The sequence below is a fragment of the Microbacterium sp. BG28 genome (genome assembly GCF_034044005.1).
Lineage (GTDB): Bacteria > Actinomycetota > Actinomycetes > Actinomycetales > Microbacteriaceae > Microbacterium.
Genome location: NZ_JAXCHA010000002.1, coordinates 647,268 through 671,170, shown reverse-complemented (window position 1 = coordinate 671,170; position 23,903 = coordinate 647,268). Strand labels below are relative to the sequence as shown.

The 23,903-nt window shown below is 67.8% G+C and carries 24 protein-coding genes and 1 tRNA gene; 11 read left to right on the top strand and 14 right to left on the bottom strand.

Going from position 1 to position 23,903, the window contains the following annotated elements; translation table 11 throughout:
• Positions 1-40: 40 nt before the first annotated feature.
• Positions 41-1,486: a pyruvate kinase gene (pyk, locus tag SK224_RS09140; RefSeq protein WP_309731591.1), complete on the top strand. Its 1,446-nt coding sequence runs from the start codon at positions 41-43 to the stop codon at positions 1,484-1,486.
• A gap of 344 nt (positions 1,487-1,830) precedes the next feature.
• Here the strand turns inward: pyk and SK224_RS09135 are convergent.
• Positions 1,831-1,916 (bottom strand) — tRNA-Leu (locus SK224_RS09135).
• A gap of 190 nt (positions 1,917-2,106) precedes the next feature.
• On the opposite strand from SK224_RS09135, the gene SK224_RS09130 reads away from it, so the two are divergent.
• The gene (locus SK224_RS09130; protein ID WP_137416998.1) at positions 2,107-2,721 is read left to right on the top strand and encodes an ANTAR domain-containing response regulator; all 615 of its coding nucleotides are present in this window, start codon (positions 2,107-2,109) and stop codon (positions 2,719-2,721) included.
• Positions 2,722-2,744: 23 nt separating this feature from the next.
• Here the strand turns inward: SK224_RS09130 and SK224_RS09125 are convergent, their stop codons facing one another.
• Positions 2,745-3,176 (bottom strand): hotdog fold thioesterase, encoded by a 432-nt coding sequence (locus tag SK224_RS09125; RefSeq protein WP_320434397.1) that lies wholly within the window; start codon positions 3,174-3,176, stop codon positions 2,745-2,747.
• Between the two features lie 53 nt (positions 3,177-3,229).
• Between SK224_RS09125 and polA the strand changes: the two genes are divergently transcribed.
• From polA to SK224_RS09105, 4 genes are read left to right on the top strand one after another with little or no spacing between them, the layout of a single operon-like run.
• Positions 3,230-5,875, top strand: coding sequence for a DNA polymerase I (gene polA, locus SK224_RS09120; RefSeq protein WP_320434396.1), 2,646 nt, complete (start codon positions 3,230-3,232; stop codon positions 5,873-5,875).
• Between the two features lie 32 nt (positions 5,876-5,907).
• Positions 5,908-7,584 carry a DUF885 domain-containing protein gene (locus SK224_RS09115; protein ID WP_320434395.1) on the top strand — a complete coding sequence of 559 codons (1,677 nt, stop codon included), beginning with the start codon at positions 5,908-5,910 and terminating at the stop codon, positions 7,582-7,584.
• A 55-nt stretch (positions 7,585-7,639) separates the two neighbouring features.
• Positions 7,640-8,677 (top strand): LLM class flavin-dependent oxidoreductase, encoded by a 1,038-nt coding sequence (locus SK224_RS09110; protein ID WP_320434394.1) that lies wholly within the window; start codon positions 7,640-7,642, stop codon positions 8,675-8,677.
• A gap of 44 nt (positions 8,678-8,721) precedes the next feature.
• Positions 8,722-9,483 (top strand): SGNH/GDSL hydrolase family protein, encoded by a 762-nt coding sequence (locus SK224_RS09105; protein WP_320434393.1) that lies wholly within the window; start codon positions 8,722-8,724, stop codon positions 9,481-9,483.
• On the opposite strand, the gene SK224_RS09100 is transcribed toward SK224_RS09105, so the two are convergent.
• The 3 genes from SK224_RS09100 to SK224_RS09090 all read right to left on the bottom strand — a co-directional run bounded on the left by SK224_RS09100 (position 9,461) and on the right by SK224_RS09090 (position 10,402).
• Positions 9,461-9,658 carry a dihydrofolate reductase family protein gene (locus SK224_RS09100; RefSeq protein ID WP_320434741.1) on the bottom strand — a complete coding sequence of 66 codons (198 nt, stop codon included), beginning with the start codon at positions 9,656-9,658 and terminating at the stop codon, positions 9,461-9,463. The two genes, SK224_RS09105 and SK224_RS09100, sit on opposite strands and share 23 nt — an antisense overlap.
• A complete protein-coding gene (locus SK224_RS09095; RefSeq protein ID WP_320434392.1) occupies positions 9,659-10,018 on the bottom strand; it encodes a hypothetical protein in 360 nt (119 codons plus the stop codon).
• A 69-nt stretch (positions 10,019-10,087) separates the two neighbouring features.
• Entirely contained in the window at positions 10,088-10,402 is a 315-nt protein-coding gene (locus SK224_RS09090; protein ID WP_320434391.1) for a hypothetical protein, read from the bottom strand.
• Positions 10,403-10,446: 44 nt separating this feature from the next.
• Between SK224_RS09090 and SK224_RS09085 the strand changes: the two genes are divergently transcribed.
• The gene (locus SK224_RS09085) at positions 10,447-10,959 is read left to right on the top strand and encodes a GNAT family N-acetyltransferase (RefSeq protein WP_320434390.1); all 513 of its coding nucleotides are present in this window, start codon (positions 10,447-10,449) and stop codon (positions 10,957-10,959) included.
• Positions 10,960-10,988: 29 nt separating this feature from the next.
• Here the strand turns inward: SK224_RS09085 and SK224_RS09080 are convergent, their stop codons facing one another.
• Positions 10,989-11,573 (bottom strand): hypothetical protein, encoded by a 585-nt coding sequence (locus SK224_RS09080; RefSeq protein ID WP_320434389.1) that lies wholly within the window; start codon positions 11,571-11,573, stop codon positions 10,989-10,991.
• A gap of 422 nt (positions 11,574-11,995) precedes the next feature.
• Between SK224_RS09080 and SK224_RS09075 the strand changes: the two genes are divergently transcribed.
• Complete coding sequence (locus SK224_RS09075) at positions 11,996-12,910, top strand: AEC family transporter (protein WP_320434388.1); 915 nt, start codon at positions 11,996-11,998, stop codon at positions 12,908-12,910.
• 88 nt (positions 12,911-12,998) lie between these two features.
• Positions 12,999-13,556 carry an HdeD family acid-resistance protein gene (locus SK224_RS09070; protein ID WP_320434387.1) on the top strand — a complete coding sequence of 186 codons (558 nt, stop codon included), beginning with the start codon at positions 12,999-13,001 and terminating at the stop codon, positions 13,554-13,556.
• Between the two features lie 49 nt (positions 13,557-13,605).
• Here SK224_RS09070 and SK224_RS09065 read toward each other — a convergent pair whose 3' ends face one another.
• Complete coding sequence (locus tag SK224_RS09065; protein WP_320434386.1) at positions 13,606-14,379, bottom strand: SDR family oxidoreductase; 774 nt, start codon at positions 14,377-14,379, stop codon at positions 13,606-13,608.
• 114 nt (positions 14,380-14,493) lie between these two features.
• On the opposite strand from SK224_RS09065, the gene SK224_RS09060 reads away from it, so the two are divergent.
• Entirely contained in the window at positions 14,494-15,273 is a 780-nt protein-coding gene (locus SK224_RS09060) for a glycerophosphodiester phosphodiesterase family protein (protein ID WP_320434385.1), read from the top strand.
• Between the two features lie 100 nt (positions 15,274-15,373).
• Positions 15,374-15,751 carry an RNA polymerase-binding protein RbpA gene (locus SK224_RS09055; protein WP_137417009.1) on the top strand — a complete coding sequence of 126 codons (378 nt, stop codon included), beginning with the start codon at positions 15,374-15,376 and terminating at the stop codon, positions 15,749-15,751.
• A 53-nt stretch (positions 15,752-15,804) separates the two neighbouring features.
• On the opposite strand, the gene lnt is transcribed toward SK224_RS09055, so the two are convergent.
• The 7 genes from lnt to SK224_RS09020 form a co-directional block, all read right to left on the bottom strand.
• Positions 15,805-17,337, bottom strand: a complete 1,533-nt coding sequence (gene lnt, locus SK224_RS09050; protein WP_320434384.1) for an apolipoprotein N-acyltransferase — start codon at positions 17,335-17,337, stop codon at positions 15,805-15,807.
• 38 nt (positions 17,338-17,375) lie between these two features.
• Complete coding sequence (locus tag SK224_RS09045) at positions 17,376-19,847, bottom strand: DEAD/DEAH box helicase (protein ID WP_320434383.1); 2,472 nt, start codon at positions 19,845-19,847, stop codon at positions 17,376-17,378.
• Positions 19,844-20,596, bottom strand: coding sequence for a twin-arginine translocase subunit TatC (gene tatC, locus SK224_RS09040; protein ID WP_320434382.1), 753 nt, complete (start codon positions 20,594-20,596; stop codon positions 19,844-19,846). Before tatC ends, SK224_RS09045 begins: the two co-directional genes overlap by 4 nt.
• Positions 20,597-20,659: 63 nt before the next feature.
• Positions 20,660-20,914 (bottom strand): twin-arginine translocase TatA/TatE family subunit, encoded by a 255-nt coding sequence (gene tatA / locus SK224_RS09035; protein WP_320434381.1) that lies wholly within the window; start codon positions 20,912-20,914, stop codon positions 20,660-20,662.
• A gap of 63 nt (positions 20,915-20,977) precedes the next feature.
• Positions 20,978-21,949: a helix-turn-helix transcriptional regulator gene (locus tag SK224_RS09030; RefSeq protein ID WP_320434380.1), complete on the bottom strand. Its 972-nt coding sequence runs from the start codon at positions 21,947-21,949 to the stop codon at positions 20,978-20,980.
• Positions 21,946-22,947 carry a helix-turn-helix transcriptional regulator gene (locus tag SK224_RS09025; protein WP_413816773.1) on the bottom strand — a complete coding sequence of 334 codons (1,002 nt, stop codon included), beginning with the start codon at positions 22,945-22,947 and terminating at the stop codon, positions 21,946-21,948. The genes SK224_RS09030 and SK224_RS09025 overlap by 4 nt, the downstream gene beginning before the upstream one ends.
• Positions 22,948-22,990: 43 nt before the next feature.
• On the bottom strand, positions 22,991-23,902 hold the full coding sequence (locus tag SK224_RS09020; protein WP_320434379.1) for a hypothetical protein: 912 nt from the start codon (positions 23,900-23,902) through the stop codon (positions 22,991-22,993).
• Between the last annotated feature and the right edge of the window lies 1 nt (position 23,903).

The following is a 23,903-nucleotide window of genomic DNA, read 5'->3' as shown; positions in this document are numbered from 1 at the left end:
CATCCCCTTCATCGCTAAAAGACCCGGAGTTCGAACTCGGATGAGACGCGCGAAAATCGTCGCAACCCTAGGCCCGGCAACTTCCTCCTACGAGATGGTCCGCGCGATCATCGACGCAGGTGTGAACGTCGCCCGCCTCAACCTCAGTCATGGTGACTACTCGGTCCACGACGCGAACTTCGCGAACGTGCGCCGTGCCGCAGAGGACGCCGGCTCCGCCGTCGCGATCCTCGTCGACCTGCAGGGGCCCAAGATCCGCCTCGGCAAGTTCGCCGATGGACCTCACGAGCTCGCCGTGGGTGACATCTTCAAGATCACGGTCGAGGACATCCTCGGCACGAAGGAGATCGTCTCGACGACCTTCAAGGGCCTGCCGCAGGACGTGAAGCCGGGTGACTTCCTCCTGATCGACGACGGCAAGGTGCGCGTCGAGGTCATCGAGACCGATGGCACCGTCGTCACCACGAAGGTCATCGTCGCCGGCCCCGTCTCCAACAACAAGGGCATCAACCTGCCCGGCGTGGCCGTCAACGTCCCCGCCCTGTCGGAGAAGGACGAGGCCGATCTTCGTTGGGGCCTGAACGCGGGTGCGGACATCATCGCGCTCTCGTTCGTGCGCAACGCCGAGGACGTGAACCGCGTGCACGAGATCATGGCGGAAGAGGGCCGGCGTGTGCCGGTCATCGCCAAGATCGAGAAGCCGCAGGCGGTCGACAACCTCGAGGAGATCATCGACGCCTTCGACGGCATCATGGTCGCTCGTGGCGACCTCGGTGTGGAGCTTCCGCTGGAGGCCGTGCCGATCGTGCAGAAGCGCGCGGTCGAGCTGTGCCGTCGGATGGCGAAGCCGGTCATCGTGGCCACGCAGATGCTCGAGTCGATGATCGAGAACCCGGTCCCGACCCGCGCCGAGACGAGCGACGTCGCCAACGCCGTCCTCGACGGCGCGGACGCGGTCATGCTCTCGGGCGAGACGAGCGTCGGCAAGTATCCGGTCGGCGTCGTCGAGACGATGGCGCGCATCGTGGCCTCCACGGAGGAGCACGGACTCGACCGCATCGCTCCGCTGAACACGAAGCCGCGCACGCAGGGTGGCGCGATCACCCTGGCTGCGATGGAGGTCGCGCAGTTCGTCGAGGCGAGCTGGCTGTGCATCTTCACCGAGTCCGGCGACACCGCTCGTCGCATGTCGCGCCTGCGTCCCAGCATCCCGATGATGGCGTTCACGCCGGACCCGGCGATCCGTCGCCGCATGGCCGTCACGTGGGGCATCCAGTCGGCGCTGGTGGAGCACGTGCCGCACACCGACCACATGTTCATGCAGGTAGACGAGTTCTTCCTGTCCAAGGGCCTGGCGAAGGAGGGTGACAAGGTCGTCGTGATCTCCGGTTCCCCTCCCGGTATCGCCGGCTCGACGAACGACATCCGCATCCACAAGATCGGTGACGCCGTCAACGGCCGCGCCCCGATCTGGTCGGGCGAGTAACCCGCGAGGTGCACAGAAGGGACCTTCCCCACCGGGGGAGGTCCCTTCTGCTGTGTGGCGCTTGGGTCTGGTGCAACTTGCGGTGCGCGACGCAGGCATGCGTGTCTCACCACTTCACGCAGGAGGCCTCGGGAACGTGCACGAGTGAGACAGGGAGGACCCGGGGCGGCCCGCGCTGGGATGCGTGTCTCAACCCTTCACGCAGGAGGCCTCGGGAACCTGCACGAGTGAGACACGAAGGACCCGGGGCGGCCCGCACAGGGATGCGTGTCTCAACCCTTCACACAGGAGGCCTCGGGAACGTGCATGAGTGAGACACGACGTGCACGCGTGCGACACGATATTGGTGCCGGCGGTGGGAGTCGAACCCACACACCCTTTCGAGTAACCGAGTTTGAGTCGGTCGCGTCTGCCATTCCGCCACGCCGGCATCGGCCACGCATGTGGCCGGGTTCGACTTTATCGCACCGGTCGACCGCTTCCCGCCGCGGGAGGTCCTGCCCGGTTGAGCGATTTCCTCGGGTGCGGAAGATCGTCTCGACACCCCGGAGCGGCCGCATCCTGTGCGCGGGCAGTGTCGCATCCGGATGCGGAGTGGCCGCGTGCCGTAGGATTCAAAGGTGACTGAGCAGGAAACCGCCGCGACCAACCCGACCGCACCCCGCCGCGTGGTGGTGGCAGAGGACGAGTCGTTGATCCGCCTCGACATCGTCGAGATCCTCCGCGACAACGGCTTCGACGTCGTCGGTGAGGCCGGAGACGGCGAGACCGCCGTGCAGCTCGCCACCGATCTGCGTCCCGACCTCGTGATCATGGACGTCAAAATGCCCCAGCTCGACGGCATCAGCGCCGCGGAGAAGCTGAACAAGAACCACATCGCGCCCGTCGTCCTCCTCACGGCCTTCAGCCAGAAGGAGCTCGTGGAGCGCGCGAGCGAGGCCGGAGCGCTCGCCTACGTGGTGAAGCCGTTCACGCCCAACGACCTGCTGCCCGCGATCGAGATCGCGTTGGCCCGCTACGAGCAGATCATCACGCTCGAGGCCGAGGTCGCCGACATGGTCGAGCGCTTCGAGACCCGCAAGCTCGTCGACCGGGCCAAGGGCCTGCTGAACGAGAAGATGGGCCTGAGCGAGCCCGAGGCGTTCCGCTGGATCCAGAAGGCGTCGATGGACCGTCGTCTGACGATGCAGGACGTCGCGAAGGCGATCATTGAGCAGCTCGCCCCCAAGAAGTGAGGCGCGCCGTCTGATCCGATGGATCAGACGATGCCGACGGCGTCCTTCACGAGGTTGGTGATGCGCACGGTCGAACAGCGGCGCCCCGCGTCGTCCGAGAGGACGATCTCGTGCACCATCAGCGTGCGTCCGACGTGCAGGGGAGTGCAGACTCCCGTGACGAATCCGGATGTGGCCGAGCGGGTGTGCGTCGCATTGATGTCGACCCCGACCGCGAGTCGCCCCGGGCCCGCGAGATAGTTCGCGTGCATCGACCCCAGCGATTCGCCGAGCACGACGTACGCCCCGCCGTGGAAGAGACCCACGGGCTGGGTGTTGCCTTCGACGGGCATGCGGGCGATCGCGCGATCCGCGGTGAACTCGAGCCACTCGAGACCCATCTTGTCGGCCAGGGCACCCGTGCCGCGGCGCGTCACCCATTCCAGCGGATCGATCGTGTACTCGGGCGCGGTCATGCTGCTCCTGGGCTCCGGGGTGTCGTGTCCGCCGGCCTTACTAGGCTGTCAGGGTGACGGACTCCGAAAAGCCTACTCTGCTGGTCGTCGACGGCCATTCGCTCGCCTTCCGGGCCTTCTACGCCCTTCCCGTCGACAACTTCACGACGAAGGACGGGCAGCACACGAACGGGGTCTACGGCTTCCTCTCTATGTTCGTGAACCTGTTGAAGGCCGAGAAGCCGACGCACCTCGCGGTCGCCTTCGACACCTCGCGGATCTCGTTCCGCACGCGGGAGTACCCGGAGTACAAGGCGACGCGCAGCGAGACCCCGCCGGAGTTCTCCGGGCAGATCCCGCTGCTGCAGGAGTGCCTGCGAGCGATGAACGTCACGGTGTTGACGAAAGAAGACATCGAGGCCGATGACATCCTCGCGACCCTTGCGACCGAAGGCGTCGCTGCGGGCTACGACGTGCTCGTCTGCTCCGGCGACCGTGACACCATCCAGCTCGTGACCGAGGAGGTGACGCTGCTCTACCCGAGCGTGCAGGGCGTCTCCCAGCTCAAGCGCTACACGCCCGAGACGGTACGCGAGCGCTATGGGGTGGCCCCCGCGCAGTACCCCGAGATCGCGGCGCTGGTGGGGGAGACGAGCGACAATCTGCCGGGCGTGCCCAAGGTCGGCGAGAAGACGGCCGTGAAGTGGCTCACGCAGTGGGGGTCGCTCGACGAGCTGCTGGCAAACGCCGACAAGATCACCGGCGTCGTGGGCAACAACCTGCGGGGGCACATCGACGATGTCCGTCGCAACCGTGCCCTCAACCGGCTGCTCACAGACGTCGAGCTGCCCGTGACGCCGGAGGACCTCGCCGTGCGTCCGATCGACGCGCAGGGTGTGCGTGACATCTTCGCGCGGCTCGAGTTCCGCACGCTGCTGCCGCGCGTATTCGAGGCCACCGGAGCGGATGCGGCCAGTGCCGTCGCCGATGAGGCGCCGGTCGTCGCCGCCCCCGCTCCCATGGAGGCGACCGACCCCGCCATGCTGACCGCCTGGCTCGACGAGGCCGGAGACGCGGAGGTCGGAGTGACCGTCGTGCTCGGTGCCTCGGTGCCCGTGCGCATCGGGCTCGCCCGAGACTCCGGGGTGATCGAGGCGGGCTGGAGCGACGCCGTCGCCGAGGCTCTGGCTCCCTGGCTCGCCTCCGACCGCCCGAAGACGTTCACCGACGCCAAGGGCCAGGTGAAAGCTCTGCGGCGCGCCGGACTCACAGTCGCCGGCGTCGCGTTCGACACGCTCCTGGCCGGCTGGCTGATCCGTCCGAGTCTTCCCGACAAGTCGCTCGGCGACCTCGTCGATCGCTACCTGGGCGAGAAGCTTCCCGAGGCCGATCCGTCGCAGCTCGTACCCGAGACCGAGGGGGCGACCCCCGGTCAGCTCGCCTGGTACACGATCCGCGTGGCCGAGCCGTTGCGCGCCGCCCTGGGCGAAGGCCCGATGTCGGTGCTCACCGACATCGAGCTGCCGACGCTGCTCGCCCTGGCCGACATGGAGCTCGCGGGCGTGGCGGTGTCGCACGACGTTCTGTCGGGCTTCTCGGCCGAACTCGCCGAACGTGCAGACGGTCTGGCGCAGCGCGCCTACGCGGCGATCGACCGCGAGGTGAACCTCGGCTCTCCGAAGCAGCTGCAGGAGGTCCTGTTCGAGCAGCTCCAGCTGCCCAAGACCCGCAAGACGAAGACGGGCTACTCGACGGATGCGGCCGTCCTCGCCGACCTGCAGGAGTCGCACCCGCATCCGTTCCTCGACCTGCTGCTGCAGCACCGCGAGGCGACGAAGCTGCGGCAGATCATCGAGACGCTGGATGCGGCGATCGCGTCCGACGGCCGCATCCACACGACCTATCTGCAGACGGGTTCGCAGACGGGTCGTCTCTCGAGCACCGACCCGAATCTGCAGAACATCCCGATCCGCACCGAGGAGAGCCGCCGCATCCGCTCCGCCTTCCAGGTGGGTGAAGGCTACGAGACCCTCCTCACCGCCGACTACTCGCAGATCGAGATGCGCATCATGGCGCACCTGTCGGAAGACCCGGGCCTGATCGAGGCGTTCAACACCGGCGAAGATCTGCACCGGTTCGTCGGCGCGCGCGTGTTCGGTGTGACTCCTGAGGAGGTCACATCGCAGATGCGCACGAAGGTCAAGGCGATGTCGTACGGGCTCGTCTACGGACTGTCTGCTTTCGGGCTGTCGAAGCAGCTGCGCATCGAGCAGTCCGAGGCGAAGCAGCTGATGGGCGAGTACTTCGCGCGTTTCGGCGCGGTGCGCGACTACCTGCGCGCATCCGTCGAGAAGGCCCGCGAAGACGGCTACACCGAGACGATCTTCCAGCGGCGTCGTCCGTTCCCCGACCTCGCCAGCCCCAACCGAGTGCTGCGCGAGAACGCGGAGCGTGCAGCACTCAACGCCCCCATCCAGGGGAGCGCGGCCGACATCATGAAGATCGCGCTGTTCCGCATCCACGCGGAGTTCCAGGAGCGCCGGTTGGCCTCGCGGGTGCTGCTGCAGATCCACGACGAACTCGTCGTCGAGGTCGCAGCGGGGGAGTGGGAGCAGGCTGAGCAGATCGTGCGTGCGCGCATGGGGGATGCGGCGCAGCTCACCGTCCCGCTCGATGTGCAGATCGGACGCGGCGGGGATTGGAACGCGGCCGGGCACTGAACAGTGACGGCCGTCGGCGTAGGCTCGAATCCATGAGTGAAACGTCCCGCCCCTCCACTCCCATCGACGCCATCGCCGACGCGTGGGTCGACACCGTGGCCGAGTTGTCGCCCACGACCGCCACCTACATCGGTCGGTTCGAGTACAACGACCGGTTCGGGGACTACTCACCCGAAGGGGCGGAGCGCTTCGCCGACGCGGCTCGCCGCACGCTCGGCGAGCTGGAGGCGACCGCGCCCGTCGACGACATCGACGGCGTGACGAAGGCCGATCTGTCGCGCGAGCTGCGCCTCGACCTCGAACTGCACGACGCGCAGGCGAGCCTGCGGGACCTCAACGTCATCGCGTCGCCCGCCCAGGACGTCCGCTCGGTCTTCGATCTCATGCCCACCGACACGGTCGAGGACTGGGAGGTCGTCGCGCGTCGTCTCCAGGCTCTCCCCAAGGCGATCGACGGTTACATCGCCACCCTCCGGGCGGGCATCGCGGCGGGCACGGTCCCCGCGCGTCGTCAGGTGCTGGAGGTCGTGACCCAGATCGAGCGGTACACCGCGGAGACCGGATTCTTCGCGACGTATGCCGGCGATGCCGCCCCCGCAGAGGGGCAGCTGCCCGCTTCCCTCGCTCGTGAGCTGGCCGATCAATCGGGCGCCGCTCGCGTCGCGTACGACGATCTCGCACGTTTCCTGTCAGCAGAGCTCGCCCCTGTCGCCGGCGAGCAGGATGCGGTGGGGCGCGAGCTGTACGCCCTGCATTCGCGTCGTTTCCTGGGCGCCGAGATCGACCTCGACGAGACGTACGAGTGGGGCATCGAGGAGCTGTCCCGAATGGTCGCCGAGCAGGAGGCCATCGCGAACGAGATTCTCCCCGGTGCGAGCGTCGCGGAAGCCGTCGCCCATCTCGAGGCGGACCCGTCGCGCAAGCTGCACGGCACCCAGGCGCTGCAGGAGTGGATGCAGGCGACGAGCGACCGCGCCGTCGCCGAGCTCGGCCGTACCCACTTCGACATCGCGGAGCCGATCCGCCGGCTGGAGTGCATGATCGCCCCGACGCAGGAGGGCGGCATCTACTACACCGGCCCGACCGACGACTTCTCCCGACCCGGCCGCATGTGGTGGTCAGTGCCCGAGGGCGTGACCGAGTTCGACACGTGGCGCGAGCTCACCACCGTCTACCACGAGGGCGTTCCTGGACACCATCTGCAGATCGCGCAGGCCGTCTACAACCGCGCTCAGCTCAACTCGTGGCGGCGTCTGCTGGCGGGAACCTCCGGACACGCCGAGGGCTGGGCCCTGTACGCCGAGCGTCTCATGGAGCAGCTGGGGTACCTCGACGATCCGGCTGATCGGCTCGGCATGCTCGACGGTCAGCGGATGCGGGCGGCCCGCGTGGTCCTCGACATCGGGGTGCACCTGGGCAAGCAGCGCCCCGACGGCGCCGGCGTCTGGGACCACGATTTCGCGCTCGCCTTCATGCGACAGAACGTCAACATGCCCGACGCGTTCATTCAGTTCGAGGTCAATCGCTACCTCGGATGGCCGGGCCAGGCGCCCTCGTACAAGGTCGGACAGAGGATCTGGGAGCAGATCCGAGACGATGCGCGTCAGGCGCAGGGCGAAGCCTTCTCGATCAAGCAGTTCCACAAGCGGGCGCTCGACATCGGTGGTGTCGGTCTCGACACGCTGCGCGACGCGTTGCGCGCTCACTGAGGGAATGGCGGCAGCCGTCCGTGAGTTGTATCCGTCTGAATGAAAGGTGGTCGCGATGACCGTGGAGTTCGGACTGGACACTTTCGGTGACGTCACCGCGGACGCGGAGGGCGTGCCGCTGACGGACGCTCAGACGATCCGCAACGTGGTCGAGCAGGCGGTGCGTGCCGACGAGGTCGGACTGGCGTTCTTCGGCGTGGGGGAGCACCACCGCAAGGAGTTCGCGGTTTCGAGCCCGGAGATCGTTCTGGCTGCGGCTGCGGCCCGCACACGCGACATCCGCCTCGGCACCGCCGTGACGGTTCTCTCCTCAGACGACCCCGTGCGCGTGTACGAGCGCTTCGCCACGCTGGATGCGGTCTCGAACGGGCGCGCGGAGGTGATCCTCGGGCGCGGGTCGTTCATCGAGTCCTTCCCGCTCTTCGGTTTCGACCTCGCCGACTACGAGGTGCTGTTCGACGAGCGCCTCGATCTGTTCAGCAGGCTGCGCGATGAGAGACCGGTGACATGGCAGGGCAGTACCCGCGCCGCGCTGAAGGACGCCGATGTCTTCCCCAAGACGGAGAACGGCTTCCGCGCGTGGGTCGGCGTGGGCGGCTCGCCGGAGTCCGTGGTGCGTGCCGCGCACCACGGATACGCGCTGATGCTCGCGATCATCGGGGGAGCGGCGGCACGATTCCGCCCCTACGTCGACCTCTTCCACCGCACGCGTGACGCGATGGGTGCGGAGCGTCTGCCCGTCGGCGTGCACTCGCCGGGTCATGTCGCCGACACGGACGAGCAGGCGTGGGACGAGATGTATCCCGCGATGGAGGCGAACCGCAACGCGATCGGACGTGAGCGTGGCTGGCCGCCGTACAGCCGGGCGCAGTTCCAGAACGACGTCGGCCCCGATGGCGCCGTGTACGCCGGCTCGCCGGAGACCGTGGCGCGCAAGCTCGCGACCACCGTACGTACACTCGGCATCGACCGGTTCGATCTGAAGTTCTCGAACGGCACGCTCGCACACGAGAAGATGCTGCACTCGATCGAGCTCTACGGCTCGAAGGTCGCCCCTCGGGTGCGTGAGCTGCTGGCCGAGGCCGGCGAGTAGGCTCGACAGGTCCGGCGTAGGAGGCCGGCGGAACAGGGGGACGCGTGCCCGACATCCGGTACGTCGCGATCGGCGATTCGTTCACCGAGGGGGTGGGGGACGAGCTCGAGGACGGTCGTGTGCGCGGGTGGGCGGACCTCACGGCGCAGGGCTGGGCGAACTCGCTCGGTCAGGAGATCTCCTACGCGAACCTCGCGATCCGCGGCAAGCTGATCTGGCCGATCGTCGCGGAGCAGCTGGAACCGGCGCTCGCGCTCCGGCCCACGCACCTCTCCTTCAACGGTGGCGGCAACGACATGCTGCGACCGCGCACCGCCATCTCGCACCTGGCGGATGCCTTCGATCAGGTGCTGCGCCGGTGCGATGAGGAGGGTGTGACCCTCATCGTGCTGAGCGGTGCGAATCCCGCTCCGCATCTGCCGATGGGGCGCCTGATCCAGCGTCGTGGTGACGAGCTCTCGGCCGCGGTCGTCTCGCGCATCGAGAACCGCCCGGACGTCGTTCAGGCCCTGAACTGGCCCGACACGGAGCTGTCTTCGCGGGGATATTGGTCGGACGACCGCCTGCACATGAGCGCGCGGGGTCATCATCGCGTGGCAGCGCGCGTGCTGGCGTCTCTCGGCGAGACGCCGGATCCTTCGTGGTGGTCGCTTCCCAGCGAGTCCGCCGCACGCGCCAGCTCTGGCCTCGCGTACTATCGCACGCACGTGGGGCCGTGGGTTCAACGCCGTCTCACCGGCCGTTCGTCCGGCGACGGGCGCGTGCCGAAGTTCGGTGACTGGGTCACGGTGACACCGACAGCGTGACCTGCGCGAAAGGTCCGTCCATGGCGGCTTCCTCGACGCGCAATCGCGCGGAGTCCAGCCTTCGTGGCAGCAGGGGGCGTCCCGATCCTAGGTTCGCCGGAGCGTACGTCACGATGATGCGGTCCAGGCGTCCGGCGTCAGCGAACTGACCGGCGAGGTCGCCGCCGCCGACGATTCAGACGTCCCCTCCCGCGGCCGCCGCGTCGATCTCGGCGAGGTGCGATGAGACGGCTCCGTGGAGGTGACGGATGTCGGCCCCCGCCACAGGTGCAACCTCGCGTGAGCTGAAGACGAAGGCGGGGCGGTCCGCGTAGGCGTCATGCCAACGCTCGGGATGTTCGTCGAGGCGCTCGTGCCGATACACCCAGTCGAACGTCGTGGATCCCATCACGAGCGTGCCCACGCCGTCGAGGAAGCTTGCGAAGGCGCCCGCCTGTTCTGCGCCGGGCACGTTGAGCAGCCAGTCCCGGCTGTCCGCGTCGTCGGCGAGGTAGCCGTCGAGCGTGGATGCGGTGCAGTAGACGTAGCGGACCATGGCGTCACCGTATGCGCAGCATCCGACATCCGATCGGCGCTCTCGAGAGGCCGGCGGCCCGAGGCGTCGTCAGGGGAGGGGGGCGGCGGTCGAGGAAAGCCGGCCGCGACCGAACGGGAAGAGGGGCGCGCGGTAGACCAGCGGCGCCTGCGCGTCGGGTTGGAGATCGATGACGGCCGAGCCGAACCGCCAGACGCGGTTGAAGAGGAAGACGCCGATGCGTTCGGGCTGTGTCGCCGACACCTGCCAGGTGCCGCGGCCCCACTGCGCGGGCTGCCCGCGGCCGCCGATCACGACGGTCGGTCGCACGGCGTACAGGGCGAAGCGCGGCTTGCGCAGATCGAACTCGACCCGTCGGGTGGCGGGCGTGGGATAGGAGGGCATGTGCTCGAGAGTAGTCGGCGGCGTCACCGTCATACGATGAGGGGATGTCCGTGCAGATCCGCCTCGCCGTCGCGGCCGACCTCCCGCATCTCGAGCGGATCGAGAATGAGGCCGACGCGCTGCTGGTGGACCTTCTCCAGCCTGACCGGTGGCACCCCGCGCCGACGAGTACCGAGCGGCTCGCCGACGGGGGCATCATCCTCGTCGCCGAAGGGGAGGAGGACACCGTCGTCGGTTTCGTTCACGTCATCGAGTTCGACGGCGGAGCGCATCTCGAACAGGTATCCGTCCTCCCGGCGTTCGGCGGTCGCGGCATCGGCCGTACGCTCGTCGAAGCAGCGAAGCATGCAGCACGCGAGTCCGGACACGACCGACTGACGCTGCGGACGTTCGCCGACGTCCCGTGGAACGCGCCGTTCTACGCATCCGCGGGATTCGCGATCGAGGAGCCGTCGGACGACTTCCACCGCACGATCATCGAGACGGAGGCGAGCCTCGGGCTCCACCGTCTCGGGCGGCGCGTGCAGATGGGTGTGGACCTCCGCGGACTCCGCTGAGGCAGCGGCTCTGCTCACGCAGCGACGATCTACCGCCCGCGGGCACCTTCGCGCAGCCTCTGCAGCGCCCCTGGTAGTGCGTACACAGAATTGAGAAATGGAAGTTCGATATCGAGTTCGGGTTGAACTGCGTGAGTCTGCAAACCCCAGACCGCAGTTCCTCGGCGCCGGATCCACGATGCGACGCGCTTGACCCACTTATCGTAGTCAGCCGAGATTGCGCGCGGTGAGGTCGCCTGCGTTCCGATTGATCCGACGCGAAGCTGCGTTGTGGAGACGGAACCGGGGGACCACAACAGGACGGGAGAGGCGTCGAAGTCGACTATCGTGTCGGAGCCCGCCCGCTGGGCGGCGTCCATGTTGAGTCGATTGAAGACCCCAGATGCCGTGGACGCCTTGAGTGCCGGGTCATTCGCGCCGATGAAGACCGGGGCGCCGAGCGCGCTCTCGACGATGAGGACTCGGCGAACGGAGGCCGCGTCCTGTCGGGAGAGAGGTTGGGCGTTGTCAGTGAGCGGCCACGGACGAAGGAGAGCGCCGCCACCGACGTGCAAGTAGTCGAGCAGTTCGTGAGTGTCCTCCGCGTCGGCGTAGAAATATGAAGCACCCGTCATGATCGAAGAGTACTGGCCCGGATTTCATCAGGCGTGATGGGATGCTGGTCGAACCACGTCGCGTGGTTCATGGCTGTCTCTGCGCTGAGGTTCCGCGCTCGGCGAGGTAGTCGGTGATGGGCACCGGCGTTCTGACGACGCTGCTTGGCGACGTGGTGGGAGTAGCCGAGAGAGTCCGCGACGAATCGCGAAGCCAGGTCATCAGCTTGCATGGCCTGCGCGCCGACCCACCGATCGCTGCGGCCACTGAGGCGCAGTGACAAGGGGGCCGGACACACTGGCGTATTCGCACCAGGCAGAAGATGCCGTCAATATAATGACATAATGTGCATTATCGGTAATCGTACGGAGCGGGAGACGGGGACGCAGTCGGCACGCGGGCACACACCGCACCGCGCACAGGCGCACCATAGGCTGAAGGCGTGCTGGAGACGCTGACCGGGTTCGCCGTCGTCGGAACCGCCATCATCGTCGGCTACATCATCGGGCGCATCGATCTCCTCGGCCCGCACGCGCGGCATGTGCTCAGTCGGCTCACGTTCTACGTGCTCTCACCGTTCCTCCTGTTCACCGTGCTCAGCCAGGCGGACATCACGACGCTGTTCTCCGCGCTGCTTCCCGTGTCGACGATCGCCGCCGTGGTGATCATAGGGCTGCAGTGGCTGCTCGCGCGCTTCGTGTGGCGCCGGAGCGTCGGCGATGCGACGATCTCCGCCCTCTCGGCCGGTCAGGTCAACTCCAACAACATCGGAATCCCTCTGTCGTTGTACCTGCTCGGCAGCGCCGCCTACCCGGCGCCCGTCATTCTGATGCAGCTGCTCCTGTTGACACCCGTCGCGCTCGCGATCCTGGATGCCGCCACCACCGGCACACGTTCGTTCTGGCGCGTGCTGGGCCGGACCGCACGCAATCCCATCGTGATCGGATCGGCGCTCGGAACACTCGTGTCGGTCTCGGGCATCGCGCTTCCGACGATCGTCCTGGAGCCCGCGCTGCTGATTGCGAACGCGTGCGTTCCCATCCTCCTGATCAGCTACGGCATCTCGCTCCACGGCCAGCGCGTCCTGGCGGATGCCGGCCGCCGCGGTGAGGTGCTGATCGCGAGCGCGCTCAAGCTGTTGGCGATGCCCGCAGCAGCGTGGGCGTTGGCGACGCTCTTCGGACTCTCGGCGCACGAGGTGCTCATCGTCACGGTGCTGGCCGCTCTGCCGACGGCGCAGAACGTCTTCAACTACGCCCAGCGCTATGCCGTGGGCGAGTCCGTCGCGCGCGACACGATCTTCCTCACGACCGTCGGCAGCGTGCCCGTGCTGCTGGGGATCGTGCTCCTGCTGTGACGCATCGAGTCGGACACCACTCCCCTGCGCCGCCCCATCGCGCTACGGTGGATCCATACACTCAGCTTCTTCTCAGAAAGAGCAGGACATGTCCGAGACCGTTACCCCCAGCGCCGACAAGACCTTCGTCAACGGCATCCGCACCGCTTTCGGCATCGGCGGCGCGATCGCCCTGATCGTCGGCATCCTCATCCTCGTGTGGCCGCTGAAGACGGCCGCCGTGGGAACCGCCATCATCGCCGTCTACGCGATCGCCTCCGGGCTGGTCTATGCGGGGCTCGGGATCTTCTCGAAGACCCTCGGCGGATGGTCCCGCGTGGGTCACATCGTTCTCGGTCTGCTGTTCGTTGCAGCGGGAATCATCGCGCTCGCGAACCTCGGCGATACCACCGTGTTCCTGGCGATCTTCGTCGGAGTCTTCATCGGCATCACCTGGATCGTGGAGGGCGTCGTCGCCCTCACGACGCTGGGCAACAGCACGTCGCGGGGCTGGACAATCTTCTTCGCGGTGATGAGCCTCATCGCGGGCGTCATCCTCGTGTTCTCGCCGCTCTACGTGGCGCTGCTTTGGCTGTTCGTCGGAGCCTCGCTCGTCATCCTGGGCATCATCCAGATCGTGCGCGCCTTCTCCTTCGGCCGCGCCTGACAACGCGAGAACGCCCCCGGATCCTCGGATCCGGGGGCGTTCTGCGCACTCACTCGGCGACGAACGAGCTGGTCTCCCCCACGAGGCGCGTGTTGTCGGCGGGCACCGGCTCGACCGCCGCGAGAGCGACCTCAGCCGCGAACTCCGACACGTTGTAGAGCTTGCCGGCATCCTCACGGCGCAAAGCGATGGCGCCGGGGTTCGCGCGCTCCAGGAGCGTCGCGGTGATGGTGCCTTCGATCATGTCTCCGGAGACGACGACGAACTCGACGCCGCGCTTGGACAGGGCGGGGATCCGCTCGCGAAGCGCATCTTCACCGGCGCGCTTGGAGAGAGCCACTGGCTCGTACTCGGGCATGGTGGGCGTCGTGTGGATGAAGTGCGCCTGGTGGCTCGTGACGAAGACGACGCGCGCACCCGAACCCAGCAGAGGCAGTGCCGTCTCGAGCACGCGCACCTGGGCGTCCCGGTTCAGTTGCAGCGCGTAGTCGGCGGCCATGCCGCCTTCCATCCCGCCCGACGCGTTGAGCACAAGGATGTCGAGCGATCCGAACGTCTGCTCCACTTCCGAGAACATCGCCTGCACCGATGCCTCGTCCGTGAGATCGGCTCCGACGACAAGCACCTGCACGCCGAGTTCGCGCAGCTGCGCGGCGAGCTTCTCGGCACGCGGTGCCTTGTTGCGGAAGTTGATGACGACGTTCGCGCCGGCTTGCGCGAAGTAGCGCACGGTGTCGGCTCCGATGCCGCGCGACGACCCGGTCACGAGGGCGGTCTTGCCGGCGAGCGAACCGGCGGCGAGGGGGGTGAGCGAATCGGTCACGGGCACTCCTGAATCTGGCGCGAAAAGGCATCGCCGCGCGCCGAATCGGCGCATCGGGGCGACACCCGACCCTACCAATCCCCGCTCGGCGTCGCGCGCGATAACGTGGGCGCCGTGACGCATCCGTACCTGAGTGGCACACCTCACCCTCGGGTCCTCGCCCATCGAGGACTCGTGCCCGCGGGAAGCCCCGAGATGGTCGAGAACTCCTTCGCAGCGATCGCGGCCGCTCATGCTGCGGGCGCCGTCTACGTCGAGTCGGACTGTCATCTGACACGGGACGGCACGGTCGTCCTCTTCCACGATGACGACCTCTCGCGGGTAGCGGGTGATCCCCGTCTGGTTCGAGATGTGACGCTGCGCGAGCTCGAGGATCTCATGGCCGACCGTGGCGGGCTCGCGAGTTTCGAACAGGCGCTGCAGAGCTTCCCCGACGTGCGCTTCAACATCGACGTGAAGGCGGATGCGGCTGCCGAGCCCGCCGGACGCCTCGCCGCGAGCGCGGCCGAGCGGGTCCTGCTGACGAGCTTCTCGGAGCGCCGACGCCGAACGGCCCTCGCCGCGGCGGCACGCGCCCGCTCCACACTGTTGCCGGCCACGTCCGCCGGCGCGACGCTGGTCGCGCGTGTCGCCGCGGCAGCCGTCACCGGCTCTCATCGGCTCGCGCGTCGCACGCTGGCGGGCATCGACGCCCTCCAGGTTCCGGAGTATCAGAACCGCATCCGTGTCGTCACGCCGCGCTTCCTGGATGCGGTGCACGATGCGGGCGTGGAAGTGCACGTGTGGACGGTCAACGACGAGTCGGACATGAGACGCCTGCTCGGGATGGGGGTCGACGGCATCGTGACCGACCGCGCCGAACTCGCGCTGCGGATTCTCGGCCCTGGTCGCTGAAGATAGACTGTGAGTTGTGCTCCGTCATAGCCGCCTCGGATGATCCTCCCAACTCGACGCGTTATACCGGGTAAGCACCACGCGACGAGAGGACCACACAATGGCAGACCGCAGTCTTCGCGGCATCCGACTCGGCGCCCAGAGCCTACAGAGCGAAGAGGGCGTCGTTTTTCATGAGCGCGCGCAGCAGACCTACGTCTGCAGCGTGTGTTCGAAAGAGACCACACTGACTTTCGCGGCAGACGCTGAGCCGCCGCAGACCTGGGAATGCCGCGCATGCGGCGGAGAAGCGCTGCTGCGCGTGGGCGAGCAGACCGTCTCCGTCGACCACAGCGACGACAAGGCCGCCCGTACCCACTGGGACATGCTGCTCGAGCGCCGCACGATCCCGGAGCTCGAAGAGCTGCTGGAAGAGCGTCTCGCCTTCGTTCGCGCCCGTCGCGGCGCCGGTGACGACGTCACCAAGAAGACGGCCTGAGCGCATTCTTTTCGAACGGCGCCGCATCCTTTGGGATGCGGCGCCGTTCTTCGTTACGCGCGGTTCCGCCGCGGTGCGCGCAGCCGCGCCGCGAGCCCCGCTACCAGGAGCGCGACCAGACTTCCCCAAGCGAACACTGCGTGCAGAGCGGGGCCGAGCACCATCGCGGCGGTCGTTCCGGTTCGCAGCGGGACCTCGGTGACCATCGCGCCGGCGGTGTCGGCGGCGATGCCGTCGATGACCTCGCCGGTGGGAGCGATCACCTGGCTCGTTCCCACGGTAGAGATGTTCACGACGGCGCGTCCCGTCTCTATCGCCCGGGCGCGCGCGAACGCCAGCTGCTGGAGATTCTCGTCGGTCCCACGGAAGTCCGCGTTGTTCGTCTGGTAGACGTACACCTGCGCGCCGCCGTCGGAGGCCGCCCAGACCACGTCGTCATAGATCACGTCGAAGCAGATGGCGAGGCCGATCGGGGTGTCCCCGAGTTCGACGACGGGTTCGGCCGTGCCGGGGGTGTATTCCCGCTGGATGAGGTTGATGAGATCCGGCGCCAATGCGGCGAAGAAGGGCCGATCGGGAACGTACTCTCCGAACGGCACCGGGTGGATCTTGTCGTAGGAGGCGACGACGCCCTTGCCCGACTCCCACAACATCGACGTGTTGAAGTAGCGATCACCGCGAGCCGTGGCGGCGTTCACGAGCAGGGGTGCGTCGATGCGATTCGACAGCGTGTCCAGCGTCGCGGCCGTCGTGCGGTTGGCCGTCGGATCGGAATCGATGCCGCCTTCGGGCCAGACCAGCAGATCCATACGATCATCGGCGATCGCCTCGGTGGCCTTCAACTGGGCGTCGAGGAGCGCGCCTCTGGTGCGCTGGTCGAAGTATCCCGCCGGGCCGTTGCCCTGCACCGACCCGATGCGCAACGTGCCGTTGGCGGTGGTGTCGAACGCGGGCGTGGCGAAGGCGATGACCGCGACGAGCACGATCGGGACCGCCGTGCGGACGTCCGTGAATCTGCGCATCCGCACATACTCGATGGCCGCGGCGCACAGGAGGACGACGACGAAGCCGACACCCGACATCCCGATCCACGACAGGAGGGAGGCGAAGGGGCCGTTGACCTGCGTCACGCCCACCCTTCCCCACGGGAAGCCGCCGTACGGGAAGGTGCCGACCCATTGTTCGCGCAGCACCCAGAGGCCCGCGACAACGAGCGGGAGCACGATGAGTCGGGGCCAGATCCCCCGTAGCGCCTGCGGAACCCACCGGTACGCCCAGGTGATCAGGATGGCCGCCGCGCCGGTCAGGACGGCTTCGAGCACGGACAGCGCGAGCCACGGTACCGGTCCGAGATAGCGAGCGGTGAAGGAGACGTTGACGAGGAAGAACCCCGCGCCGTACGCCGTTCCGGCGAGGAACGCGCCAGCCGCGCTGCGGCCGATGAGCGAGACGAGTGCGAGCGGGATCGCGACGAACACCATCGGCCACCAGCTCAGCGCGGGGAAGGCCGTGGTCAGGGTGAGTCCGCCCAGCACGGATGCCAGGACGGCGGCCCAGAGTGGAAGGAGGGCACGCGGTCTCGGCACGAAGTCCAGCCTATGCGGCTCCGGCTATGGGCCCGCCGTCAGACGCCGGCGTACGCGACGATGCCGCGGCGGACGGAATCCAGCGCGGTGCGCGCGGTCGTTGCCAGTGGCGCATCGGCCACGAGCGAAAGCTGATCGAGCAGGTCGATCGTCTGCTTCGCCCACCGCACGAAGTCGCCGGCGGCCATGTCGGCCTCGGTGAGCACGCGATCCAGGATCGACCCGCGCGCCCACGAGTACATCGCCTGCGACAGTCCTGCCGCCGGCGGTGTGGATCCGGGAAGATGATGATCGCGCTCGAGGTCGTCGAGCCGCTGCCACAGATCCTCCGTCGCGGTGAGGGCGGTGCGGAAGGCGCCGCGGGGCAGGCCCCGCTCCCCCACTCCCGCCTCGTCGCGCCGGGGCTCGTAGACGAGCGCGCACACGAGCGCCGCCAGCGACGGAGCGTCGAGGCGATCCCAGATCCCGGTGCGCAGAGATTCGGCGACGAGAAGGTCGCGCTCTCCGTAGATGCGCCGCATCCGTCGACCAGATGCGGTGAGGACGGTGCGCCCGGCGTCGTCGTGAGAGACGTAGTCGAGCTCGCTCAGGACGTCCACAACGCGATCGAAGACCCGAGCGACCGTGCCGGTGCGCGAGGAGATCTGGCTCCGCATCCGATCGACGCGCTTGTTGAGCTTGAGGTAGCGCTCGGCCCACCGCGCGTGCGACTCGCGCTCCGGGCAGGAGTGGCACGGATGATGCTGGAGCCGGCGACGGAGCGACTGGATGCGGCGGGTGCGCTCGTCGCGCGTCGCGCGGGAGGCGTTCGCGTCCTTGCGGCCGAGCTTCTCCAGCTCCGAGACCTCCTGCCGTAGTTGCGCATACTCCGCGTAGTCGCCGCGATCGCACGTCATCGCTTCGCGGTAGCCGGCCAGCGACTCCTCTGCCGCCCGTACTTCCCGGGCGAGGCCGACGACGGAGCGGTCCGCCTGGAACTGCGCGAACGAGGACTCGAGGATCTCCCTGGCGCGAGTGCGGCCGAACTGGTCGATCAGATTGACCGCCATGTTGTAGGTGGGTCGGAAGCTCGAGTTCAGCGGGTAGGTGCGGCGGGACGCGAGCGCCGCGACCGCCTGGGGGTCCATCGACTCGCTCCACTGCACGACCGCGTGCCCCTCGACGTCGATGCCACGACGCCCGGCGCGGCCGGTCAGCTGTGTGTACTCCCCCGAGGTGATGGCGACGCGCGCCTCGCCGTTGAACTTCTCGAGCTTCTCCAGCACAACCGTGCGGGCGGGCATGTTGATCCCCAGTGCCAACGTCTCGGTGGCGAAGACCACTTTCACGAGCTTCCGGCGAAAGAGCTCCTCGACGATCTCCTTGAACGCGGGCAGAAGGCCGGCGTGGTGGGCGGCGACTCCCCGCTCGAGGCTCTCGCGCCATTCCCAGAAGCCGAGAACTGCGAGATCCTCATCCGGCAGGTTGCGGGTTCGCTCCTCGACGATTTCTCTGATCGCACGTCGTTCGTCGGCGTCGGTGAGGCGAAGTCCGGAACGTCGCACCTGCTGCACGGCTCCATCGCACCCCGCGCGAGAGAAGATGAAGAAGATCGCGGGGAGCAGATTTGCCCGCCCCAGCAGATCGACGACCTCGGGCCGGTCGATGCGCTCGAGTCGCCGGGCGTTTCCGGAGCGCAGTTGCTTGGTTCCGTGCCGATGCGGACGGCGGTGCGCGTCCGCATCCCGTCGTGCCTGCTGCCCGTAGCGCTTGCGATCGTGTCCCGGTCCCCCGCCGGAGCGGATGCGGAGCAGCTCCTGGTTGACCTGGGCGGCGGCGACGCCGGCACGATCGTCGAACAGCGGGAGCAGATCTCCGCGCACGAGCACATGCTGTTCGAGAGGCACCGGACGGGTCTCCGAGACGATGATGTCTGTCTCGCCGCGCACCGTGTCCAGCCAGTCGCCGAACTCCTCGGCGTTCGACACGGTCGCCGAGAGCGAGACCAATCGGACGCTCTCGGGGAGGTGGATGATGACCTCCTCCCAGACCGCGCCGCGGAAGCGATCCGCCAGGTAGTGGACTTCGTCCATCACCACGAAGCGGAGATCGCGCAGTGCGGACGAGCCCGCGTAGAGCATGTTGCGCAGCACCTCGGTGGTCATCACGACGATGCGCGCGTTGCCGTTGATGTTGGTGTCGCCCGTCAGGAGGCCGACGTTCTCCGGCCCGTAGACCTCGGTGAGCTCGCGGAACTTCTGGTTCGACAGGGCTTTCATCGGCGTCGTGTAGAAGGCCTTGTCGCGTGAGGTGAGCATGGCGAGATGAATCGCGAACTCACCGACGATCGTCTTCCCGGCGCCCGTGGGCGCGGCCACCAGTACGCTCCGGCCCTCCTCAAGGGATGCACATCCCTCGAGCTGGAACGGATCCAGCTCGAACCGTTGCGACGCGGCGAACGCTGCCGTCAAGGGATGCGACGCACGAGCCTGGGCCGCAGAGAACTTCTCGGCGGCGGAGAGCTCCGTCACAGCGTGGTGTCCAAGAGAGCGGCCTCGCGCTTCCGACGGCGTCGGTCGAAGATCATGGACAGACCAGCCGCGGCGAAGAACAGCACGATCAAGATGGCGCCGAGCAGGAGCATGCTGACGACGTCAGCGGCGGGGGTTGCCACCGCCGCGAACACCGTCGCCAGGAGAACCGCGACGCGCCAGCCCTTCAGGATGGCCATGCCCGACATGATGCCCGCGAGGTTGAGCGCGACGAGGAAGACGGGTAGGACGAAAGAGATGCCGATCACGATCATCAGCTTGAAGATGAAGTCGTAGTACTCGGATGCGGAGTAGAAGTTCACGGCGCCCTCGGGCGTGAAGCTCCACATGACTTCGATGACGTGCGGCATGACGAGAACGGCGACGTAGCAGCCTGCGAAGAAGAGCGGGATGGCCGCCGCGATGAAACCGATCGTGTACCGGATCTCCTTGCGGGTGAGTCCGGGCATGACGAACGCCCAGATCTGCCACAGCCAGACCGGCGCGGACAGGAAGATGCCGATCGTCACGGCGATCCGCATCCGCATCTCGAAGGCGGACGTCACCGTGGGGAAGTTCAACGCGGCGAAATTGTCGCCGCGCTGTTCGGCAACGATGCGAATCGGACCCGTCAGCCAATCCAGGATCGGGTCCGTCACGAAGAAGGCCACGATCATCGCCGCGACCAGCGCAATCGCCGCGATCATCAGGCGTCGCCGCAGCTCGATGAGGTGCTGCCCCAACGACATGCGCTTCTCGCGGCGTGGTTCGTCAGCTCCCGTGATGGGCGAGGCCGGGGCCGTCACGACGGGTCAGGCGCGAGTATCGGGCGAAGTCCCCGTGTCGGGAGCCTTCGGCGCGGACTCTGCCGGCGTCGGAGCCGGCGCGACGGTCGTCGTGGTGGACGGCGCCGCGGCGTCGTCTTCCTTCATGGCCTTCATCTCGCCGCGGAACACCCGGGCGGACTGTCCCACGCTCTTTGCCAGAGCCGGCAGCTTGGCAGCGCCGAAAAGGAGCAGAATCACCGCGAGGATGACCAGCAGGTGCGGCCAACCGAAAGCGCCCATGGAGATCTCCAAAAGTTCGAGGTATCCCCAGTGTAACCCGCGCATCCGCGACCGGGTCGGGGCTCAGGCGGAGTGTTCGTACTGCGCCAGGCCTGCGTGGGCCCAGGATCCGGCGGCGCGTCGGGCCGCCTCCGGCGCCAGGATCTCGACATCGCCCGCGCGACGGGCCGCGAGCCGGCGCAGCACGCCCTCGTCCGCCAAGCGCACGGTGGCGGTCGCCATACCGCCGGAGATCTCGATCTCGGCGTGCGTCAGGAACTCCCCCAGCAGCGGTGCGACGGCCTCGGGAAACCGCAGGCGTGCGACGATCTCGCCCTGCAGCGTGTCGAACAGCGCCGGCAACGGATCGGCACCGTGGGTCACCGGGATGTCCGTCACCTCGACGTCCGCAACGCGGTCGAGGTGGAACGTGCGCGTCGCCTGGCGCAGATGGCACCAGCCCTGCAGGTACCACTGTCCGTCGGCGATGTGGACCTTCACCGGGTCGACCGTGCGGGTCGTCGCGGCGGCATCCGGGGTCTTGTAGGAGAACGAGACGGCACGCCCGCGACGGAGTGCCTCGTCGACGCGCTCGCGTACCTGGTCGACGGGGGCGGGGGCGACGATGACGTCGGCCGGAGCAGTTGCCGCCCCGCGCGCGAGCTTCGCGAGAAGGCCTTCGAGAAGGGCGGGCTCGCTCACCCCGGGCAGCGAGCCCGTGAGCTGGAGTCCGGCGAGCAGCGCCGCCGCCTCACGGGCCGTCAGACGAGGTGTGCGCTCGAGGCCGACGGTGTGCGTCAGTGCGATGCGGTCCTGCGTGTCGAGCAGATCCCAATCGATGTCGAAGAGGTCGCCGGGCAGCGACCAGAAACCACCCTCTCCAGGACGGCCGATGACCGTCAGCTTCTCGACCATTCCCCGCATCTGAGCGGGGCTCACCTCGAAGTCGCGTGCGGCGTCGTCCAGCGAGACGTCGCCGCGTTCGAGCAGATACGGCACGAGTTGCATGATCAAAGCGGCGCGTTCGGTGGCCACCAGCGGACGCGAGGCGTTCACGAGCGTCCTCCGTGCAGCGCGATGACCGCGCGCAGGCGCTCGATCACGAGATCGCGCAGGTGGGGCGGGTCCACCACGCGTGCTTCCGGGCCGTAAGAGGCGAGCTCGTCGGCGAGGATGTGCGCGTCGACGTACGGCACCAGAATGCCTTGAGCGGCCGAGCGGCCACGGCGGGAGAGGCGAAGCGCGGCCTCCGTCCCAGGGTGCACCTCGATGAGGGCCTCCTGTCGCGCCGCGAGTTCCTGGAGCTCGCGGAGGGCGCGTTCCCCCGCGCCCGCACGCAACGAGGGGTCGAAGCCCTCCTTGGTGATCTGAACCGCGTCGGTGATACGAGACAGGAGGAATGTGCGCTCGGCGCCCAGCGTCACATCCGTGCCGTACACGTGCCAACGAGCCTCGTACTCGACGAGAGCGAGCGGGCGCACCCGGCGCCGGCGCGCTGTCGACTCCCCCGGTCGCACATAGGTGAACGAGACGACGCGTGCCTGCTCGATGGCACGCTGCAGGGGTGCGAACGCCGTGTCGCGAACGCTGATGCGTGGTGCGTAGCCGACGATCTCGGCGTCGACTTCGTTGCCCAGTGCACGGATCTTCCGCAGGCCGCTCCGCGCCGGCAGCGACATGCTGTTCTCGCTCCAGACCGAGCCCGCGAGATTCAGCAGGGCGATCTCAGCCGGCGTGAACGTGATGTCTTCGGGAAGCGCGTACTCCGCGGTCGGCACACGATAGCGGGCCTCGCGAAGGTCATCGGGGTCGGCGTGGTCGCCGATCGTCTCGATGGGAACGCCGAGCGCGCGCAGGTTCTCCTTGTCGCGCTCGAACATCTTCTCCAGAGCGGTCTTCGATGCTCCCGACTCCGCCTGTTCCCGGTAGCCCGACACCGACCGGAGGATGGTGTCCTTGGTGAGCCCTTGCTCCGTGGCCATGAGGGCGACGGCGAGATTCACCAGGCGCTCCTCGGGCGCGACGGAACTCGAATCGTTCATGGGCACCCCCATATCCTAGGCGCGCCGCTGTCTCCCAGCGCGGTGCGGGCGCGGGTCAGCCCAGCGCGCCGAGGATGTCGATCACGTAGATCGAGGCGCTGCTCGAGGCGTCGGCGGCGGGCTCGACGACCAGCACCTGCGACCCGACCGGGAGGCCCGCGATCGTCTGCGAGACGACGGAGTCACCGCCGAGCGCGACCGCATCGGGCTTGTCGTCCCACGTGGTCTTCGTGACGCGCTTGCTCTTCCAGTCGACCTGCAGCACGTTGACGACCACGGTGGCCCCGTCGGCAGGCACGTCATGGTCGCCCTTCTTCAGGACCTCCACCGTGCGCTCGCTCGGAGCGGAACCGTCAGGGACCACGAGTCCGGGGTGGCCGTCGTCGGTGAGCACGACGGAAGGCATGCCGTGCGCGTCGTTGTACTGCGGCGCGCCGTCGGCCGCCGACAGCATGACGGACCGGAGATCCAGAACCGCCACGAGCGGGGTGTCCTCGGCGATCCGCAGCTGCTCGAGGAAACCGGGTTCGATCTGGTCGCCGGCGAGACCCACGACGATTCGCGAACCACCGGTCGCACACTCCAACGCGCTCTTGATCCCCGGCATCGCCTGCGTGAGACCCGTCAGCGGCAGATACAGCGGCTGGCCGTAGCCCTCGGCGGCCAGGACCTCGCCGCTCGTCGCATCGGCGAGGGTGAAGCCCACGTCCACAACCTGATTCTCGGAGACGATGGCGCTGCCGTCGCCCGTGACGAGATCGTCGTACTGCACGCCGTCGATCTTGATCGGCGAGGACACCTTCACCGTGGGCGCGACGCTGCTGTCGTCCCCGGTCACGGTGACGAGCGAGCCGATCGCGCCGAGCGAGCCGGGGCGGTCACAGCCCGAAGCTGTCGATGACGAGCATCCGACGAGGGCCAGGGTCATCAGGCCGACTGCAGCGGCCGCGGCGGGAAGTCTGCGCACC

Bases quoted from the DNA above. Each gene is read 5' to 3' on its own strand.
- SK224_RS09070 (WP_320434387.1), top strand. From the start codon at position 12,999: ATGTCCGAGACCGTTACCCCCAGCGCCGACAAGACCTTCGTCAACGGC.
- tatC (WP_320434382.1), bottom strand. From the start codon at position 20,596: ATGTCGTTGGGGCAGCACCTCATCGAGCTGCGGCGACGCCTGATGATC.
- SK224_RS09110 (WP_320434394.1), top strand. From the start codon at position 7,640: ATGACCGTGGAGTTCGGACTGGACACTTTCGGTGACGTCACCGCGGAC.
- SK224_RS09095 (WP_320434392.1), bottom strand. From the start codon at position 10,018: ATGGTCCGCTACGTCTACTGCACCGCATCCACGCTCGACGGCTACCTC.
- SK224_RS09080 (WP_320434389.1), bottom strand. From the start codon at position 11,573: ATGACGGGTGCTTCATATTTCTACGCCGACGCGGAGGACACTCACGAA.
- pyk (WP_309731591.1), top strand. From the start codon at position 41: ATGAGACGCGCGAAAATCGTCGCAACCCTAGGCCCGGCAACTTCCTCC.
- SK224_RS09115 (WP_320434395.1), top strand. From the start codon at position 5,908: ATGAGTGAAACGTCCCGCCCCTCCACTCCCATCGACGCCATCGCCGAC.
- SK224_RS09025 (WP_413816773.1), bottom strand. From the start codon at position 22,947: ATGGGGGTGCCCATGAACGATTCGAGTTCCGTCGCGCCCGAGGAGCGC.
- SK224_RS09055 (WP_137417009.1), top strand. From the start codon at position 15,374: ATGGCAGACCGCAGTCTTCGCGGCATCCGACTCGGCGCCCAGAGCCTA.
- SK224_RS09090 (WP_320434391.1), bottom strand. From the start codon at position 10,402: ATGCCCTCCTATCCCACGCCCGCCACCCGACGGGTCGAGTTCGATCTG.
- SK224_RS09125 (WP_320434397.1), bottom strand. From the start codon at position 3,176: ATGACCGCGCCCGAGTACACGATCGATCCGCTGGAATGGGTGACGCGC.
- tatA (WP_320434381.1), bottom strand. From the start codon at position 20,914: ATGGGCGCTTTCGGTTGGCCGCACCTGCTGGTCATCCTCGCGGTGATT.
- SK224_RS09085 (WP_320434390.1), top strand. From the start codon at position 10,447: ATGTCCGTGCAGATCCGCCTCGCCGTCGCGGCCGACCTCCCGCATCTC.